At 40.0% G+C, this 19,327-nt stretch carries 17 protein-coding genes; 7 read left to right on the top strand and 10 right to left on the bottom strand.

Going from position 1 to position 19,327, the window contains the following annotated elements:
* Positions 1-49 precede the first annotated feature (49 nt).
* From rpoB to tal, 7 genes are all read right to left on the bottom strand, one after another.
* On the bottom strand, positions 50-4,078 hold the full coding sequence (gene rpoB, locus INP94_RS04055) for a DNA-directed RNA polymerase subunit beta (RefSeq protein WP_197544103.1): 4,029 nt from the start codon (positions 4,076-4,078) through the stop codon (positions 50-52).
* Between the two features lie 296 nt (positions 4,079-4,374).
* Positions 4,375-4,746, bottom strand: a complete 372-nt coding sequence (gene rplL, locus INP94_RS04050; RefSeq protein WP_049357197.1) for a 50S ribosomal protein L7/L12 — start codon at positions 4,744-4,746, stop codon at positions 4,375-4,377.
* A gap of 54 nt (positions 4,747-4,800) precedes the next feature.
* A complete protein-coding gene (gene rplJ / locus INP94_RS04045; RefSeq protein WP_005694693.1) occupies positions 4,801-5,292 on the bottom strand; it encodes a 50S ribosomal protein L10 in 492 nt (163 codons plus the stop codon).
* A 312-nt stretch (positions 5,293-5,604) separates the two neighbouring features.
* Positions 5,605-5,994, bottom strand: a complete 390-nt coding sequence (locus INP94_RS04040) for a RidA family protein (RefSeq protein ID WP_005694694.1) — start codon at positions 5,992-5,994, stop codon at positions 5,605-5,607.
* A gap of 30 nt (positions 5,995-6,024) precedes the next feature.
* Positions 6,025-6,771 (bottom strand): MlaA family lipoprotein, encoded by a 747-nt coding sequence (locus INP94_RS04035; protein ID WP_197544102.1) that lies wholly within the window; start codon positions 6,769-6,771, stop codon positions 6,025-6,027.
* Positions 6,772-6,970: 199 nt separating this feature from the next.
* Entirely contained in the window at positions 6,971-7,594 is a 624-nt protein-coding gene (locus INP94_RS04030; protein ID WP_197544101.1) for a YagU family protein, read from the bottom strand.
* Positions 7,595-7,792: 198 nt separating this feature from the next.
* Positions 7,793-8,746: a transaldolase gene (gene tal / locus INP94_RS04025; RefSeq protein WP_197544100.1), complete on the bottom strand. Its 954-nt coding sequence runs from the start codon at positions 8,744-8,746 to the stop codon at positions 7,793-7,795.
* A 292-nt stretch (positions 8,747-9,038) separates the two neighbouring features.
* Here tal and INP94_RS04020 point away from each other — a divergent pair, with 292 nt between their 5' ends.
* The 5 genes from INP94_RS04020 to oppF all read left to right on the top strand — a co-directional run bounded on the left by INP94_RS04020 (position 9,039) and on the right by oppF (position 14,585).
* On the top strand, positions 9,039-10,664 hold the full coding sequence (locus tag INP94_RS04020; protein ID WP_049374904.1) for an ABC transporter substrate-binding protein: 1,626 nt from the start codon (positions 9,039-9,041) through the stop codon (positions 10,662-10,664).
* A 79-nt stretch (positions 10,665-10,743) separates the two neighbouring features.
* Positions 10,744-11,664, top strand: a complete 921-nt coding sequence (oppB, locus tag INP94_RS04015) for an oligopeptide ABC transporter permease OppB (protein ID WP_005700169.1) — start codon at positions 10,744-10,746, stop codon at positions 11,662-11,664.
* 9 nt (positions 11,665-11,673) lie between these two features.
* Positions 11,674-12,609, top strand: coding sequence for an oligopeptide ABC transporter permease OppC (oppC, locus tag INP94_RS04010; RefSeq protein ID WP_070868471.1), 936 nt, complete (start codon positions 11,674-11,676; stop codon positions 12,607-12,609).
* Positions 12,610-12,618: 9 nt separating this feature from the next.
* On the top strand, positions 12,619-13,590 hold the full coding sequence (locus INP94_RS04005) for an ABC transporter ATP-binding protein (protein WP_197544099.1): 972 nt from the start codon (positions 12,619-12,621) through the stop codon (positions 13,588-13,590).
* Positions 13,587-14,585 (top strand): murein tripeptide/oligopeptide ABC transporter ATP binding protein OppF, encoded by a 999-nt coding sequence (gene oppF, locus INP94_RS04000; RefSeq protein ID WP_197544098.1) that lies wholly within the window; start codon positions 13,587-13,589, stop codon positions 14,583-14,585. Before INP94_RS04005 ends, oppF begins: the two co-directional genes overlap by 4 nt.
* A 39-nt stretch (positions 14,586-14,624) precedes the next feature.
* Here the strand turns inward: oppF and INP94_RS03995 are convergent, their stop codons facing one another.
* On the bottom strand, positions 14,625-15,494 hold the full coding sequence (locus INP94_RS03995) for a VirK/YbjX family protein (protein ID WP_197544097.1): 870 nt from the start codon (positions 15,492-15,494) through the stop codon (positions 14,625-14,627).
* Positions 15,495-15,607: 113 nt separating this feature from the next.
* Between INP94_RS03995 and yihA the strand changes: the two genes are divergently transcribed.
* Together yihA and INP94_RS03985 are read left to right on the top strand one after the other, a co-directional pair.
* Entirely contained in the window at positions 15,608-16,222 is a 615-nt protein-coding gene (gene yihA / locus INP94_RS03990) for a ribosome biogenesis GTP-binding protein YihA/YsxC (RefSeq protein WP_032822378.1), read from the top strand.
* A 128-nt stretch (positions 16,223-16,350) separates the two neighbouring features.
* Positions 16,351-17,880, top strand: coding sequence for a YifB family Mg chelatase-like AAA ATPase (locus tag INP94_RS03985; RefSeq protein ID WP_197544096.1), 1,530 nt, complete (start codon positions 16,351-16,353; stop codon positions 17,878-17,880).
* Positions 17,881-17,924: 44 nt separating this feature from the next.
* Here INP94_RS03985 and nfuA read toward each other — a convergent pair whose 3' ends face one another.
* Positions 17,925-18,509, bottom strand: a complete 585-nt coding sequence (gene nfuA, locus INP94_RS03980; RefSeq protein ID WP_005694707.1) for a Fe-S biogenesis protein NfuA — start codon at positions 18,507-18,509, stop codon at positions 17,925-17,927.
* 113 nt (positions 18,510-18,622) lie between these two features.
* Positions 18,623-19,312: a ComF family protein gene (locus INP94_RS03975; RefSeq protein ID WP_197544095.1), complete on the bottom strand. Its 690-nt coding sequence runs from the start codon at positions 19,310-19,312 to the stop codon at positions 18,623-18,625.
* Positions 19,313-19,327: the final 15 nt, after the last annotated feature.

The following is a 19,327-nucleotide window of genomic DNA, read 5'->3' as shown; positions in this document are numbered from 1 at the left end:
TTTCTTCCTTTTGCTTCCCCTGCCGAACAGGGGAAGACCGGTTTGTCGATTACTCTTCGTCTAACTCGATATTCAAACCAAGTGAACGGATTTCTTTCATAATTACATTGAAAGATTCCGGTGTACCCGGATCCATTTGTTGATTGCCGCTGACGATGTTTTTATACATCTTCGTACGACCGTTCACGTCATCGGATTTCACAGTTAACATTTCTTGTAAGGTGTAAGCCGCACCGTATGCTTCAAGTGCCCATACCTCCATCTCACCGAAACGTTGACCACCGAATTGTGCTTTACCACCAAGTGGTTGTTGAGTAACAAGACTATAAGAACCTGTTGAACGAGCATGCATTTTGTCATCAACTAAGTGGTTCAATTTGAGCATGTACATATAACCTACAGTTACTGGACGCTCGAATTTCTCACCTGTACGGCCATCGTATAACGTGATCTGACCTGAAGTTGGTAAGCCACCAAGTTTCAACATTTCTTTGATTTCTTGCTCATCCGCACCATCAAACACTGGTGTTGCTACCGGTAAACCTTTACGTAGGTTTTCTGCTAAACGCATGATTTCGTCATCACTAAAGGTGCTTAAATCCACTTTTTGTGCGCCATGACCTAAATCGTATGCTTTTTGCATATAGCCACGAAGTTTCTCAACATCTTGTTTTTGTTTGATCATCGCATTGATTTGATCACCGATACCTTTAGCAGCTAAGCCTAAGTGGGTCTCTAAGATCTGACCGATGTTCATACGAGATGGTACACCCAGTGGGTTCAATACGATTTCAACCGGTTGACCGTTTTCATCGTATGGCATATCTTCCACAGGGTTGATTTTTGAGATAACACCTTTGTTACCGTGACGACCCGCCATTTTATCACCCGGTTGGATGTGACGTTTCACCGCTAGGTAAACTTTAACCACTTTTAACACGCCTGGTGCTAGGTCATCGCCTTTAATGATTTTCTTACGTTTTACTTCAAGTTTGTGTTCAAACTCTTTACGTAATTCTTCATATTGCTCAGCAAGCTGTTCTAATTGATTTTGTTTTTCTTCATCTGAAATGGTTTGTTCTAACCATTTTGTGCGATCCATTTTATCTAATTGAGCCGCATCAATACCGCCAGCGATAAGTACATTACGCACACGAGCAAACAAGCCAGCTTCTAAGATTTCTAATTCATCAGAAAGGTCTTTCTTAGCTTGTTTTAACTGCATTTCTTCAATTTCTAATGCACGTTTGTCTTTTTCTACGCCATCACGGGTGAAGACTTGAACGTCAATTACAGTACCGCTTACGCTATTTGGTACACGTAATGAAGAGTCTTTCACATCAGATGCTTTTTCACCGAAGATTGCACGTAACAATTTTTCTTCTGGTGTTAATTGCGTTTCGCCTTTAGGGGTTACTTTACCGACTAAGATGTCGCCACCTTTCACTTCAGCACCCACATAAACGATACCTGATTCATCCAATTTGCTTAATGCAGATTCACCTACATTTGGAATATCCGCAGTGATTTCTTCAGAACCTAATTTAGTATCACGTGCCACACAAGATAATTCTTGAATGTGAATTGTCGTGAAGCGGTCTTGTTGTACAACACGCTCGGAAACTAACATTGAGTCTTCGAAGTTATAACCGTTCCAAGGCATGAACGCCACACGGATATTTTGACCTAATGCTAATTCACCTAAGTCTGTTGAAGGACCATCTGCTAAGACTTCACCACGATTAATTGGATCGCCTAAATTCACACAAGGAATTTGGTTGATACAGGTATTTTGGTTAGAGCGGGTGTATTTAATTAAGTTATAAATATCGATACCCGCTTCGCCTGCTACGGTTTCGTCTTCATTTACTTTGATAACGATACGAGACGCATCAACGTATTGAACCGTACCACCACGTTTCGCGACAACCGCCACACCTGAGTCTAGTGCGATTGGTTTTTCCATACCTGTACCCACTAACGGCTTATCAGCACGTAAAGTTGGAACCGCTTGACGTTGCATGTTCGCACCCATTAAGGCACGGTTCGCATCGTCATGCTCTAAGAATGGAATTAACGCTGCTGCCACAGATACAACTTGTTGGGTTGAAACGTCCATATAGTGAATTTCTTCTGGTTTATAAAGACCTGATTCACCACGTTCACCACGTGCAGTAACGAATGCATCTGTAAAGCGATTGTTCTCATCAAGGTTTGAGTTCGCCTGTGCAATGATGTAGTTTGCTTCATCAATTGCAGATAAATATTCAATTTCTTCGGTTACTTGACCATCAACCACTTTACGATATGGCGTTTCTAAGAAACCATAATCGTTAGTACGAGCAAACGCAGAAAGTGAGTTGATCAAACCGATGTTTGGACCTTCAGGGGTTTCGATTGGACATAAACGACCATAGTGAGTGTTATGTACGTCACGCACCTCAAAGCCTGCGCGTTCACGCGTTAAACCACCTGGACCTAATGCAGAAATACGACGTTTGTGTGTTACTTCTGATAATGGGTTGTTTTGGTCCATGAATTGCGAAAGTTGTGAAGAACCAAAGAACTCTTTCACTGCCGCAGAAATTGGTTTTGGATTAATTAAGTCTTGTGGCGTGATCGCATCTAAATCGCCTAAAGATAAACGCTCTTTAACTGCTCTTTCTACACGAACTAAACCAATACGGAATTGGTTTTCTGCCATTTCACCCACAGAACGAATACGACGGTTACCCAAGTGGTCGATATCATCCACTTCACCACGACCATTACGGATATCGATGAGTTTTTTCATCACACGAATGATATCGTCGTTACTTAAAATACCTGTGCCCTCGCCTTCAGGAATACCTAATGAGCGATTAAACTTCATACGACCTACTGCAGATAAATCATAACGTTCTGCAGAGAAGAATAAATTATGGAATAACGCTTCTGAAGATTCTGGTGTAGGTGGTTCACCTGGACGCATCATACGATAGATTTCATATAATGCACTTACACGATCGTAAGTTGGATCAACACGTAATGTTTCAGAAATATATGGACCGTAATCTAAGTCATTGGTGAATAATGTTTCGATCACTTTATAGCCTGCTTGCGATAATTTCGCTAACACTTCTAAAGAAATCTCACCATTTGCGGGACAAATGATTTCACCAGATTCAAGATCTACATAATCTTTCGCTGCAACTTTACCTGCGATATACTCAGTTGGTACTTCAACTTGTGTCACATTATCTTTTTCTAATGCTTTGATGTGACGAGCTGTAATACGACGACCGCGTTCTACATAGACTTTGCCATTCGCTTCAATATTAAATGTCGCTGTTTCACCACGTAGACGTTCTGGCACTAATGTCATTAATAATTTATTGCCAGCGATTTCGAAAGTTACTTTGTCGAAGAATAAGTTTAAGATTTCTTCAACTGTGTAACCTAACGCACGTAAAATAATGGTTGCCGGTAATTTACGACGACGGTCGATACGCGCATATAAGTTATCTTTTGGATCAAATTCGAAATCTAACCAAGAACCACGGTAAGGGATGATACGTGCGTTATAAAGCACTTTACCTGAAGAGTGTGTTTTACCTTTGTCAGAATCAAAGAATACGCCCGGGCTACGGTGTAATTGTGAAACAATAACACGCTCAGTACCATTGATGACAAAGGTACCATTATCAGTCATTAATGGGATTTCCCCCATATATACTTCGCTTTCTTTAATGTCTTTGACTGCGCGTGATGAAGATTCTTTATCGTAGCTAACTAAACGTAATTTTACGCGTAAACCTGCTGCATAAGTTGAACCACGAATTTGACATTCACGTACATCAAATTCAGGCTCTTCTAAACGGTAATCAACATATTGTAATTCTGTATAACCGTTATTGCTTACGATTGGGAAAACAGAACGGAATGCAGCTTCTAAGCCTTGTTGACCTTCAGGATCTTTTTGAATGAATTTATCAAAAGAATCTAATTGGATAGTTAATAAATAAGGTACATTTAAAACTTGCGGACGTTTGCCGAAGTCTTTACGAATTCGTTTTTTCTCAGTATAGGAGTAACCCATTATTGGTTTTCCTCTGTAAATTTTAGTGAGACCGAGTTGATATAAAAAAGTGCGGTCAAATTGATTGACGCTTTTTATTTATATCGGAGATTGACGCCGTTTCGGATACCGCACTCTGAACCTTACTTCTGTAGTGGGCTACTTAAATTAAAACGTCTGATTAATTTAAGTGGAAACAGATACCATTAAACGGAAAATGCCTATCTGTTTTTTGTGCTGTTTTTGATAGCACAAAATGGCTGATGGTAAACCACCAGCCATTAAGCCTGAGAAACAGGACATAAGTAAATCAAAAATTATTTGATTTCTACTTTTGCACCAGCTTCTTCTAATTCTTTCTTAAGTGCTTCAGCTTCTTCTTTAGAAATGCCTTCTTTTAAGTTAGCTGGAGCTGATTCAACTAAGTCTTTAGCTTCTTTTAAGCCTAAACCAGTTGCACCACGTACTGCTTTGATAACTGCTACTTTGTTAGCACCAGCTTCAGCAAGAACTACGTCGAATTCAGTTTTTTCTTCTGCCGCTGCTGCTGCACCGCCAGCTGCTGGAGCTGCTGCTACTGCTGCTGCAGAAACGCCGAATTTTTCTTCCATCGCTGCGATTAATTCAACGATTTCAGTTACAGATTTAGAAGCGATCGCTTCAATGATTTGTTCGTTAGTTAATGACATAACAATCAATTCCTAAAATTAATAAAGTTAAATGAAGTAAGAAACGCTTAAGGATTAAGCTGCTTCTTGTAATTTGTCGCGTAATGCCGCAAAAGTGCGAACAAGTTTGCCTGCCGCAGCTTCTTTCATTGTGCCCATTAAACGTGCAATTGCTTCTTCGTAAGTTGGTAATGTTGCTAAGAATTCAACATCTTGGATCTTACCTTCAAAGGCTGCACCTTTAATTTCAAACTTATCGTTTGCTTTAGCAAAATCTTTGAACAAACGTGCTGCTGCACCTGGGTGTTCGTTAGAGAATGCGATAAGTGTTGGACCTACAAACGTATCTTGTAAGCATTCGAAATCAGTGCCTTCAACCGCACGACGTAATAAAGTATTACGAACAACGCGCATTGTTACACCAGCTTCACGAGCTGCTTTACGTAATTCAGTCATTTTATCAACAGTTACACCGCGAGAGTCCGCGATTACTGCTGAAAGTGCACCTTTGGCTGCTTCATTTACTTCGGCAACAATTGCTTGTTTGTCTTGAAGATTTAATGCCATTGGCTTTTAGCTCCTGAATACACTCCGATTTTTCGGAATTAATTTACCTCATCGAAAGAGTTATCTTTCAGACTAGGACGACTTCGGTGCCCAGAAGCAAGAAATATTCTTATTCTGTTCACCATCTACGTAGGATTATTAAGATGATTATTGCTAACCATTCCCTACGGTCTTGGACGGGGCTTGAATAGGTCAAGCACCAACCAGAAATTTTACGCTAAGCGTAATTTAGGAGCGAGATTATAGTGATTAATCTCGCTCTTGTAAAGTCTATTGTAGAAAAAATCTGCAGATTTTAACCGCACTTTACGATTATTTTCTTACCGCAATTGCTTCGATTTCTAAGCCAACATCTTTTGGCAAGCGAGCAACTTCTACGCAAGAACGAGCAGGGAAATTAGGGTGATTATTTTCTTTAAAGAATTTCTCATACTCTGCATTTACTGCTGCAAAATCATTAAGATCTTTCACAAACACAGTGGTTTTTACAATATCACCCACTTTCAAACCAGCCTGTTCAATAATCGCTTTCACATTTTCTAACGATTGACGCGCCTGAGCTACAATATCTTTTGGCACTTCACCTGTTGCTGGATTAACCGGGATTTGACCTGATGTTAAAACTAAATTACCTAAATCTACCGCTTGAACATAAGGACCGATTGCTGCTGGGGCTTTTTCTGTGTGAATGATTTTAGTCATGATATTTTCCTTTAACATTAAGTATTCTGATTAGTCGATCTCTTTTAACACATCATCAGACAGTTCTTTCTGTGAACTTTCTTTTACTTTGCCATCATTTACTTTAAATTCTAAATTCTGATAATAAGCTTCGCGGAAAGTAACATAAGGATCTTGGGCTTGATTGAGCAATTCTGTTTGGTCCAATGTTTTCGAGCGTTTATCTATGGCTTGCACACCATATTTCACCAGTGACCACGGACCACCCACCCAATTCCAGAACGGATAAGTATAAGCCGCATCGACCACTGCCCCCGTTAATTGACGAGGTGTTGTCGCATTATAAATTGGCAATACAATATAAGTGCCCGCATCTACACCGTAGGTGCCCAATGTTTCACCAAAACTGCGTTGATCATAAACCTGCAAGTCTTTGCTTGCACTGGCAAAATCAAATAAGCCACCGATACCAAAGGTTGAGTTAATCCAGAAACGGTTGAAGTGAACAAAGGCTTTTTTCGGTTCACCTTCTAATAAACGGTTCACAAAGCTCACTGGTTCATCTAAGTTATTTGCCACATTGGATAAACCTTTTGTGACCGGTGTCGGCACGTAATCACGCCAGCCTTTCGCTGCGGGTTCTAACACATAACGGTCCATGACTTTATAGTTAAAATCAAACATCGTGCGGTTAAAACTTTCTAATTTATCATTGCGTTCACCATCTGCTTTTGTCGCACAACCAGTTAATACAGCTGTAGCCATTAAGCCGACCGCAAGTAAAGGTGTTTTTTTCATTCCACTTTCCTATCACAAAAAATTGTCTTTATTCTAACCAACTTGAAAGATAACTACAAAAAATTTATTGAAACCCAAAGATAACTTTTCTGTTAGCTATGTTTAATCATAGTACTTTTTAGTTTTCCAAAAATAACTTTTGTTCCCGACATAAACAAAAATGCCACCTTTCGGTGGCATTCTTTGCAATATAGATTAATTATTCAGTTGCATCTTTTAATGGAATTTCTGCATCTGGCTCGCGAGTAATACGGTTACGTAAATCACGACGAATAATTTCAATTGTCCAGAACCAGAAGATATGTCCCACTAATTCAGAAATATGTTCATATAATGGCCATTCTGCAACAGGCGGTGTTAAACCTAATGCTGGGAAAGTGATGTAGTGCACACAAATATCTGCGATTAAACCCGCACCAATACCTTGCCAGAATTTGATTTTAGGGAAACGTTCTGCCACTAAACAGTACGCAATAGCAAATACTAATGAGAAAGTAATGTGAGTCACGCCAATCCAGTCAAAACCATGATCTGCAAAAGTGAATACTGCTTGAGTTGGGTCAATACCTAAATAATCACGTAAGAATACGTGTGGTGGGTTTAAAAACGCACGTGAACATACTTGAAGAATTTGATCTTGGCTTAAACCTGTGATGTCTACTTTACATGCAACCGCGAAGAAATCGATTGGACTACGCGGTGGGAATGGATGCTCAGCACCCCATTTTACGAATGCAGAAATTAAACCTGCAATAATACCAACAAAAATCGCTACACCATAGCGACGACGATTAGCAGGAGTTTGTTCAAAAATACCTGACATATATTTGCTCCGAAAAAAGAAAAAAATGACCGCACTTTGTATCAAAAATCGCGGTTCCCATTTTGCTTTAGCAAAACTTGTCTTGAATTCTCAATGACTTTGGTGAGTTAGTCAAGAACTAATTATTAAGAGTTAGAACATTTTATGGTAAGAATAAAAAATGCGGTTATTTCTAACCGCACTTTCATGTTTTTTAAATTAAAGTTTTGCTGAAAGCATTGCTTCTAATTTCTCTTGGTCAACTGCAAATTTGCGAATCCCCTCTGCTAATTTCTCAACAGCCATCGCATCGCTGTTATGTTGCCAGTAGAACTCTGCTTCAGTTAATGGTTGAGGTTTCGCTTTTACTTCACCTTTGTAGTCTAGTTTACGTACAAGTGCGGTTGAATTTTCTTGTAATTCTTTAAGTAAAGCAGGAGCAATAGTTAAACGGTCACAACCTGCTAATTCAATAATTTCACCGACATTACGGAAACTTGCACCCATTACCACGGTTTTATAACCGTATTCTTTGTAATAGTTATAAATTTTGGTTACAGAAATGACACCTGGATCTTCTGCTGGAGCATATTCTTTTTTATCAGTATTTGCTTTGTACCAGTCTAAGATACGGCCGACGAATGGTGAAATTAAATAAACACCCGCTTCAGCACACGCACGAGCCTGTGCTTCAGAGAATAATAAGGTTAAGTTACAGTTAATGCCTTCTTTTTCAAGAATCTCTGCTGCACGAATACCTTGCCATGTTGACGCAATTTTGATCAAGATGCGATCATTTGAAATACCTGCCGCATTATAAAGTGCGATAAGTTTACGTGCTTTTTTAACGGTTGCTTGGGTATCGTAAGAAAGACGCGCATCCACTTCAGTTGAAATACGTCCTGGGACAATTTTTAAAATTTCTAAACCGATGTTTACCGCTAATTTATCTTCTGCATCAATTAATTGTTGCGCTTTATCTGCACTTTGCGCTTTGGCATAAGCAATCGCTTCATCAATTAATGGTGCATATTGTGGTAATGCTGAAGCACTTAAAATTAAAGATGGGTTTGTTGTTGCATCTTGCGGTTGGTATTTTTTAATAGCATCAATATCGCCCGTATCAGCCACGACGACGGTCATACTACGAAGTGAATCTAACTGAGTTGTCATTATATTCTCCTTGAATGGATTTGTTTGAATTCGACTGTCTTACGATAGCATAATTAGCTTTAAAAAGGTAATTCGTCCAGGAAAATATTTACGATAGGGAAAACCAATGCATTCTAAATTTATCCTCTCATACCATCACTTTTAGCAATTTTTTCGCGATTTATTAGATACAAATCACAAAACGTTATTTTTCTTTAAATAATTACCTTACAAATCTTTACAAACATGAATTTTTGAGCTAATAAGAGAAAGACCCTTTATAAAAATATCGCCTAATGACAAGGAGGCTCAAATGCAACACAAACTACTCTTCTCAGCAATCGCTCTTGCTCTTTCCTATTCTGCTCAAGCGGTTATAGTACCTGAGGGAACGCAATTAGATGAAAAACAGCATATCGTCATCAATAACGGGGCAGAACCACAAAGTTTTGACCCACAAAAAACCGAAGGTGTGCCAGAATCTGCCGTTGCTTATCAATTACTTGAAGGCTTAGTCACCTCAGACTCTGAAGGTAAACTTCAACCAGGTGTGGCTGAAAGCTGGGAAAATACACCTGACTTCAAAACTTGGACATTCCATTTACGTAAAGATGCTAAATGGTCAAACGGCGATCCTGTTACCGCGCACGATTTCGTATTTGCGTGGCGTCGTTTAGTGGATCCTGCAACTGCAGCGCCTTATGCAAGTTACTTAAGTTACTTACAAGTAGAAAATGCGCAAGACATCATTGACGGTAAGAAAAAACCGGCTGAATTAGGTGTTGAAGCAAAAGATGATTACACCTTTGTGGTTCATGCAACCAATCCTGTGCCTTATGCAGTCAGTTTAACGACTCACCAATCCTTATTGCCATTACCACAAAAAGTGGTCGAAAAATTGGGTGATGCATGGGTGAAAAAAGAAAACTACGTGGGTAATGGTGCCTATAAACTGACTAACCACATCATTAACGAAAAAATTGAATTTGAACGCAACCCACTTTATTGGAACGATAAAGAAACCGTAATCAATAGCGCTACATTCCTCGCTATTGAGAACCCAAGCACTGATGTAGCGCGTTATCGTGCAGGTGATTTAGACATGACCAATTATGGTTTACCGCCAGAACAATTCGCTAAATTACAAAAAGAATTGCCAGGCGAAGTATACATTACTCGTACCCTAGCAACTTATTCTTATGAGTTAAACAATAAGAAAGCACCTTTTGATAACGTGAATATTCGCAAAGCCTTGAACTTATCCCTTGATCGTAATGTGATCACCGATAAAGTATTGGGCCAAGGTCAAACACCAACCTATGTGTTTACCCCAACTTACATCGAAGAAGGTCATCTCATTCAACAACCTGCTTATTCAAAAGAACCGATGGCACAACGTAATGAAGAAGCCATTAAACTCTTAGAAGAAGCCGGTTACAGCAAAGCGAATCCGTTGAAATTCACCATTCTTTACAATACTAATGAAAACCACAAAAAAGTGGCCATTGCTGCAGCATCTATGTGGAAAGCGAACACCAAAGGTTTGATTGATGTGAAATTAGAAAACCAAGAGTGGAAAACTTACATTGATAGCCGTCGTGCGGGTCGTTACGACGCGGCACGTGCAGGATGGAATGCGGATTACAACCAAGCAACAACATTCGGTAACTATTTCTTATCTAATTCGAGTAACAATACCGCGAAATATGCGAACCCAGAATACGATAAAGCCATTGCTGAATCTTATGTTGCAACGGATGCGGAAGGACGTGCAAAAGCCTACGCGAAAGCCGAAGAAATTCTTGCAAAAGATTTCGGTATCGTACCAATCTTTAACTATGTGAATCCACGCTTAGTGAAACCTTACGTAAAAGGTTATTCAGGCAAAGATCCACAAGATCACATTTACTTACGCAACCTTTATATTATTAAACATTAATTCGTTGCTTGTATTTAAGTGCGGTTAAAAATTATCGTGTTTTTGACCGCACTTTTCGCCCATTTTGGTTGGAGTTATTATGCTCAAATTTATTTTTAAACGGCTGTTGGAAGCCTTACCAACGCTGTTTATTTTGATTACTTTTTCCTTCTTTCTGATGCGTCTCGCCCCTGGCAGCCCGTTCACTTCTGAACGCGCTTATCCACCAGAAGTCATGGCTAATATCGAAGCGAAGTATCATTTAAATGAACCATTACATAAACAATATTTCCTTTATTTGGAAAACCTTTCCAAAGGTGATTTTGGCCCCTCTTTCAAATATAAAGATCAATCGGTCAATGATTTAATCGCATCAGCCTTCCCTGTTTCCTTAAAATTAGGGATGGTCGCTTTCGCCTTTGCAGTGGTATTAGGTGTCACAGCGGGTACGCTTGCCGCACTCAATCAAAATAGCCGTTGGGATTATATTTTGATGAGTTTCTCAATGCTTGGCGTAATTATGCCAAGTTTCGTCTTCGCACCAGTCTTAGTACTGATTTTTGCCATTTATTTGGGGTGGTTACCCGCTGGCGGTTGGAATGGCGGTTCAGCAATGTACATTATTTTACCCGTAGCATCCTTAACTATCGCTTATGTTGCAGGGATTGCACGTATCATGCGTGGCTCGATGATTGAAGTGCTGCACTCCAACTTTATTCGTACCGCCAAAGCTAAAGGGCTTTCTACCTCGAGAATCATTTTAAAACATGCTTTGCGCCCTGCTCTTTTACCCGTGATAACCTATTTAGGACCTGCTTTTGTGGGGATTATTACCGGCTCAATGGTCATCGAAAGCGTATTTGGTTTACCTGGCATGGGGTTATTATTTGTAAACGGTGCATTAAACCGTGATTACTCTTTAGTTTTAAGTCTCACTATTTTAGTGGGCACATTAACCATTTTATTTAATGCGATTGTGGATATTTTATACGCCATCATCGATCCAAAAATTCGTTATTAAGGATAAATTATGACAGATTATCGTACTCAGCCGATTAATCAGAAAAATGCGGATTTTGTGGAACAAGTGGCTGACCGTATTGAAGAAATGCAACTGGAAGGCCGCAGTCTATGGCAAGATGCGAAACGCCGTTTTTTCCGCAACAAAGCGGCCGTTGCCAGTCTGATTATTTTGGCGTTTATTATTGTATTTATTACTGTAGCACCTTGGTTCTTCCCCTTTACCTATGAAGATACCGATTGGAATATGATGAGCTCCCCACCAACAATGGAAGGCTATCACTTCTTCGGTACGGATGCTTCTGGTAGAGACTTACTCGTACGTACCGCTATTGGTGGACGTATTTCATTATTGGTCGGTATCGCAGGGGCTTTTATTTCCGTCACTATCGGCACAATTTATGGTGCGATTTCCGGCTATGTAGGCGGTAAAACAGATATGTTGATGATGCGCTTTTTAGAGATTCTCAGTTCATTTCCATTTATGTTTTTCGTAATTTTGCTGGTGACCCTTTTTGGTCAAAACATTTTCTTAATTTTTATCGCTATCGGTGCCATTGCTTGGCTTGGCCTTGCACGTATCGTGCGTGGACAAACGCTCAGCCTAAAAAATAAAGAATTCGTCGAAGCCGCCATCGTTTGTGGCGTACCTCGTCGCCAAATCATTTTGAAACACATCATTCCAAATGTATTAGGCTTAGTAGCAGTTTATGCCTCGCTTGAAGTTCCGGGACTCATTCTATTTGAATCATTCTTAAGTTTCTTAGGCTTAGGAACTCAGGAGCCAATGAGTAGTTGGGGTGCACTCTTAAGTGATGGTGCTGCACAAATGGAAGTGTCACCTTGGTTATTAATTTTCCCGGCATTTTTCCTTTGCCTTACTCTATTTTGTTTTAACTTTATCGGTGACGGGTTGCGTGATGCACTCGATCCGAAAGATAGATAGGAGCGAATAATGAATCCTTTATTAGATGTAAAAAATCTCTACGTTCGCTTCAAAACACCAGATGGCGTCGTCACAGCCGTGAATGACTTAAACTTCACGCTCAATGCAGGAAGCACGCTGGGTATTGTAGGTGAAAGTGGTTCAGGCAAATCACAAACGGCCTTTGCTTTAATGGGTTTATTGGCAACCAACGGTGAAGTGGAAGGCTCTGCCATGTTTGAAGGTAAGGAATTAGTCAATTTACCGAATGCTGAGTTGAATAAAATCCGTGCTGAGCAAATTTCCATGATTTTCCAAGACCCAATGACGTCACTCAATCCATACATGAAAATCGGTGAACAACTCATGGAAGTGCTGCAACTGCACAAAGGTTATGATAAACAAACTGCCTTTGCCGAATCCGTGAAAATGTTGGATGCAGTTAAAATGCCAGAAGCAAAAAAACGCATGGGCATGTATCCTCATGAATTTTCGGGTGGTATGCGTCAACGCGTGATGATTGCGATGGCCTTATTATGCCGTCCAAAACTACTCATTGCAGATGAACCAACTACCGCTTTAGACGTGACCGTTCAAGCACAAATCATGACCTTGTTAAATGAGTTAAAACGCGAATTTAATACTGCAATTATTATGATTACCCATGATCTTGGCGTGGTGGCTGGTATCTGCGATCAAGTCATGGTGATGTATGCTGGGCGAACCATGGAATACGGCACAGCGGAACAAATTTTCTATCATCCGACTCATCCTTATTCTATTGGCTTAATGGATGCAATTCCTCGCTTAGACGGCAATGAAGAACACTTGGTCACCATTCCTGGTAATCCACCGAATTTACTGCATTTGCCAAAAGGTTGTCCATTCTCACCTCGTTGCCAATTTGCTACCGAACAATGCCAAACTGCGCCAAAACTGACTACATTTAATCATGGTCAATTACGCAATTGTTGGTTACCAGCGGAGAAATTTAACCTATGACAGTCTCAAACAACAAAGAATTACTCCTTGAAGTCAATCACTTAGGCGTCAGTTTTAAAATTAAAAATGATAAATCCCTGTTCTTCGCCAAACCGCAAACCTTAAAAGCGGTGAAGGATGTCTCTTTTAAACTTTACGCAGGTGAAACCCTCGGCGTAGTAGGTGAATCCGGTTGCGGTAAATCCACACTTGCACGCGCTATTATCGGTTTAGTCGAAGCGAGTGAAGGGCAAATCTTGTGGCTTGGTAAAAATTTACGAAAACAATCAGCGAAACAATGGAAAGAAACACGTAAAGATATTCAAATGATTTTCCAAGATCCGCTCGCCTCTCTCAATCCGCGAATGAATATTGGTGAAATCATTGCTGAACCATTAAAGATCTACCAACCGCACTTAAGCACCACTGAAGTGAAAGAAAAAGTGCAAGCTATGATGTTGAAAGTTGGGCTTTTACCCAACTTGATTAACCGCTATCCGCATGAGTTTTCTGGTGGCCAATGTCAGCGTATCGGTATCGCTCGCGCGTTAATCATTGAGCCGAAAATGATCATTTGTGATGAGCCTGTTTCTGCTCTGGATGTGTCTATTCAGGCTCAAGTGGTAAATTTATTGAAATCCCTGCAAAAAGAAATGGGGCTTTCCTTAATTTTCATCGCTCATGATTTGGCGGTGGTAAAACACATTTCTGACCGCGTGTTAGTGATGTATTTAGGCAATGCCATGGAATTAGGCAGTGATGAGGAGGTATATAACAACACCAAACATCCTTATACCAAAGCCTTAATGTCTGCAGTTCCGATTCCCGATCCAAAATTGGAACGCAATAAATCCATCGAATTACTTGAAGGTGAGCTGCCTTCGCCAATTAATCCACCGTCTGGTTGTGTGTTCCGAACTCGCTGCCTGAAAGCTGATGAAAATTGTGCGAAACAAAAACCACCTTTAACCAGCCAAAACAACAGCCATTTTGTGGCTTGTTTGAAAGTCTTATAAAACAAAAAGTGCGGTCAAAATTCACCGCACTTTTTACTTTTACAATCCTAACGTTTCTTCGATTACTTTAGCCAAATCATCTATCATCGCATAACGTTTACGATACATGGAGCGCTTTTTACTCGGCACATCATCAAGATTTCTATCTATTTCTAAAGGCAATTCCCAATAATCTTTCAACAGTCCTCCTGATTCAGCAAAAATCGCATCATAATCTACAACATAATGAGAGCTTTGAATAAAACGCGATTTATTTTGATATTTTTGTGGAATGCCCAATAACGTCTTAAAACCCAACGCTTTCGTCAATGCTTTCATCGTTTCCACCATCAAATAAGCAGGACGTAAACCATGGCACGTTTTTGTGAGTTGCTTCACCATCTCTTTAGAACCTTCAAAATTGGGGCCCTGCACCACAGAAATAAGCAATGCCTCATCAAGCTTTGCAAAAGTGAGTAAATACACTAATTCATTACGTGGTTTATGCCATAACTCTAATACCCAATAGCCTTCCATCGGTTGGTGCGTGGTCATCGACAATGTCATCTCAAAATCAGGAATCACTTCACCAAAACTTAATGGCGTTTTATAAATGGGTGCTGAAAGTGCGGTCAATTTTTCAGGTAAAAAAAGTAGATTGTCGCAAATAGCTTGGAAACGCTGTTTACTATTAAAACGTTTATCTAAAAAACGATAAACTAATGGATAGCTATAATCAGCATGTTCATTTAATAAGGTCACAAGAAAGGGATGCTGATTGATAAATTGCTCAAAATGAACAATTGAGCCTTGATGTAAAAAAGATCGAAGACGATAACGTAGACGCTTAAGCGCATAAGAACGCCCTGGTCTATCGGGATAAAGGGCTTCCGCTTTTGGCCAGCGATATTGATTCTCTTGAGATTCCATAGTTATTAATATAATTAAAGAGGCTTTAAATCACACAAAGCGCGCATTCTCTCATAATTTCAGCAATTTTTCTATTTGTGATATGCTAGGGTCAATTGATGAAAGGAACCATTATGTCTGAAATTAAACTGAATTATCATAAAACGCATTTTCTTACGAGCGCCCCAAATATTCGTTCCATTCCAGAAGATACTGGAATTGAAATTGCTTTTGCGGGACGCTCAAATGCAGGGAAATCAACCGCACTTAATGCGTTAACCAATCAAAAAAGCTTAGCCAGAACGTCTAAAACACCTGGTCGTACACAGCTCATCAATCTTTTTGAGGTAGAGCCAAATTGTAAATTGGTGGACTTACCTGGCTATGGTTATGCTGCTGTTCCTGAGAAAATGAAAATTGAATGGCAAAAATCCCTCGGGGAATATTTGCAAAAACGCGAATGTTTAGGTGGACTTGTTGTTTTAATGGATATTCGCCATCCTTTAAAAGATCTCGATCAACAAATGATCGAATGGGCAGTTTCTGCTGATTTACCGGTTATGTTACTTTTAACTAAAGCGGATAAACTCAGTCAAAGTGCGCGTAGTAAACAAGTTAAAATGGTACGTGAAGCGATTTTACCCTTCCAAGGTGATATTCAAGTCGAGGCTTTTTCTGCACAAAATAAAATTGGTATTGATAAATTGGCTGCCAAGTTAGATAGTTGGTTTGCCCCACTTTTCGCGTAGTTTTTATCAAGAAAAAGTAATTTCTGCGATCTCGATCGCAAAAAAGGCACAGAATGTATGATTTCATTCTGTGCTTTTTTTATAGTGCAAAAATCTGATTATTTTTGACCACACTTTAAGGAATCTGAATGTCTCTTGCCATTGTTTATAGCCGTGCATCAATGGGGGTACAAGCCCCTCTTGTTACCATTGAGGTACACTTAAGTAACGGAAAGCCTGGATTTACCTTAGTTGGTCTACCCGAAAAAACCGTAAAAGAAGCGCAAGATCGCGTCAGAAGTGCATTAATGAATGCGCAGTTCAAATATCCTGCCAAACGCATCACCGTAAATCTTGCACCGGCTGATTTACCCAAAGAAGGGGGACGATTTGATTTACCCATCGCGATAGGTATCTTGGCTGCATCAGATCAATTAGATGGTAGTCATTTAAAACAATTTGAATTCGTTGGTGAACTCGCATTAACGGGTGAATTACGTGGCGTACACGGTGTCATTCCTGCCATTTTAGCGGCACAAAAAGCCAAACGTGCCCCCATTATCGCTTATCAAAATGCCAATGAGGCATCGCTTGTCTCAGAGCAAGAGACTTATTTCGCTAAAAATCTGCTAGAAGTCGTGCAATTCTTAAATAATCAAGAAAAATTACCTTTGGCTTCATTACTTGCACAAGAAAGTGCGGTCGGATTTTCAGCTAAAAATCACTTGGATTTGACCGATATTATTGGTCAGCAACATGCTAAACGAGCACTAACAATTGCGGCTGCAGGTCAGCATAATCTGCTCTTTTTAGGACCTCCTGGTACAGGTAAAACCATGTTGGCAAGTCGTCTCACTGCATTACTCCCAGAAATGACTGATTTAGAAGCCATTGAAACCGCTTCGGTCACAAGCTTAGTACAAAATGAATTAAATTTTCAGAACTGGAAACAACGCCCATTTCGAGCGCCACATCATAGTGCATCTTTGCCTGCATTAGTGGGTGGAGGAACCATTCCAAAACCTGGCGAAATATCGCTCGCACATAACGGTGTACTTTTTCTTGATGAGCTACCTGAGTTTGAGCGAAAAGTACTGGATGCACTTCGCCAGCCATTAGAAAGTGGAGAAATTATTATTTCGCGTGCTAATGCGAAAATCCAATTTCCTGCTCGCTTTCAACTCGTTGCGGCGATGAATCCAAGTCCAACGGGGCATTATACCGGAACACATAATCGTACCTCGCCACAACAAGTGATGCGTTATTTAAATCGCCTTTCAGGACCATTTTTAGATCGCTTTGATCTATCCATTGAAGTGCCTCTTCTGCCACAAGGTAGTTTACAAAATACGGGAGATAGAGGCGAAACAAGCCAACAAGTACGAGAAAAAGTGTTAAAAGTGAGGGAGATTCAACTTGCTCGAGCCGGTAAAATCAATGCGCATCTTTCAAGCAAAGAAATTGAACGAGACTGTAAATTACAAGATAAAGATGCATTATTTCTGGAGAATGCTTTAAATAAACTCGGGCTTTCTGTTAGAGCCTACCATCGGATTTTAAAAGTCTCACGTACAATTGCCGATTTAAATGGTGAAAAAGAAATACAACAACCTCATTTAGCAGAAGCGCTAGGATATCGGGCGATGGATCGGTTGTTACAAAAATTATCTGCTGCTTAAAAAAATAAAAGGGCGAATGATTCGCCCTTTTTCGTCTTCGATTCTTAATAATAAGAATGTTCACCACGTTGGTGTTCTGTGACGTCTCGTGCACCTTTTAATTCATTTGGGAAGAGCGAAACTAACTGTTTCTCTACCCCGTCTTTTAAGGTGACATCAACCATTGAACAACCGTTACAGCCGCCGCCGAATTGTAGAACCGCATAACCATCATCGGTAATTTCAATTAGCGTGATTTTACCGCCATGACTGGCTAATTGTGGGTTAATTTGTGTTTGGATCACGTACTCTACGCGCTCAATTAAAGGCGCATCATCTGCCACTTTACGCATTTTAGCGTTAGGTGCTTTTAAAGTCAGTTGAGCACCAAGCTCTTCGGTTACATAATCAATTTCCGCGTCTTCTAAAAAAGGTAAACTGATTTCATCTACAAATGCTGAAAAAGTATCGTATTTCATTTCGGTATCAGTTGCTTCAACTGAATTTGGCGGGCAATAAGAAACGCCACATTCTGCCCCAGGCGTACCAGGATTCACGACAAAAATACGAATATTTGTACCTTCTTCTTGTGTATCTAAAAGTTTCCGAAAATGCGCTTGTGCCGCATCTGAAATAAAAATTTGTTCCATAAATAAAGTCCTAATACTTGATGCAATATATCGGGAATGATACTCCTATACGGCAATTTTTTCTACATTTATTCCTATTTTTATAGAGATAGATAAATCCTATCTTTAAAAATTTAGGCTCTCGCCAAGCCCCATACTTGAATTTCTTTTACACCTAATTTTCGAAGCTGTTTGGCTATCTCTGCTAACGTTGAACCAGTTGTAATCACATCATCTACCAAGGCAACTCGCTCATAAGGAAAGGGCTTTTGGGTATTCACTGTAAAAGCATTTTTAAGGTTCTGTCGTCGATCTTTCGCAGTTAAACCTCGCTGAGTATGGGTATGTTTAATCCGTTTCACCACATGATGACAGTTAGGCACATCACACCAACGGCTCAACCAGTTAGCCAATAAATCCGCCTGATTATAACCCCGTTGCCACTGCCGAAAATGATATAACGGCACCGGAATAATCGCCTGTGGCAGAGAGAGCCCATGTGTTCGTCTCGCCTCTCGCACCGCAAGATAAAGCAAACGCGATAAACTGCGATCTAACCAGAACTGTTTTTGGAATTTAAAACGATGAATAAGTGAAGAAAGCGGTTCTATGTAATGCCCGATAATCACAATACGATCCCAAGCGGGTTCATTTCTCAAACAATGGCCACAGCCCATTGCATAATACTGCAAAGGTGAACCACATCGCCCACAATAAGGGAAAGTTTTAATTTGTTTCTGACATCGACTACACAATCCATTTCGACCTAAATGAATAGATCGCTTACAATGCACACAACTAAACTGAAAAAAATAGGAAAACATAAGAGAAATTGACCA

The sequence above is a fragment of the Haemophilus parainfluenzae genome (assembly GCF_014931395.1).
Taxonomy (GTDB): Bacteria; Pseudomonadota; Gammaproteobacteria; order Enterobacterales; family Pasteurellaceae; genus Haemophilus_D.
This window is presented reverse-complemented; position numbering and strand designations above follow the sequence as displayed.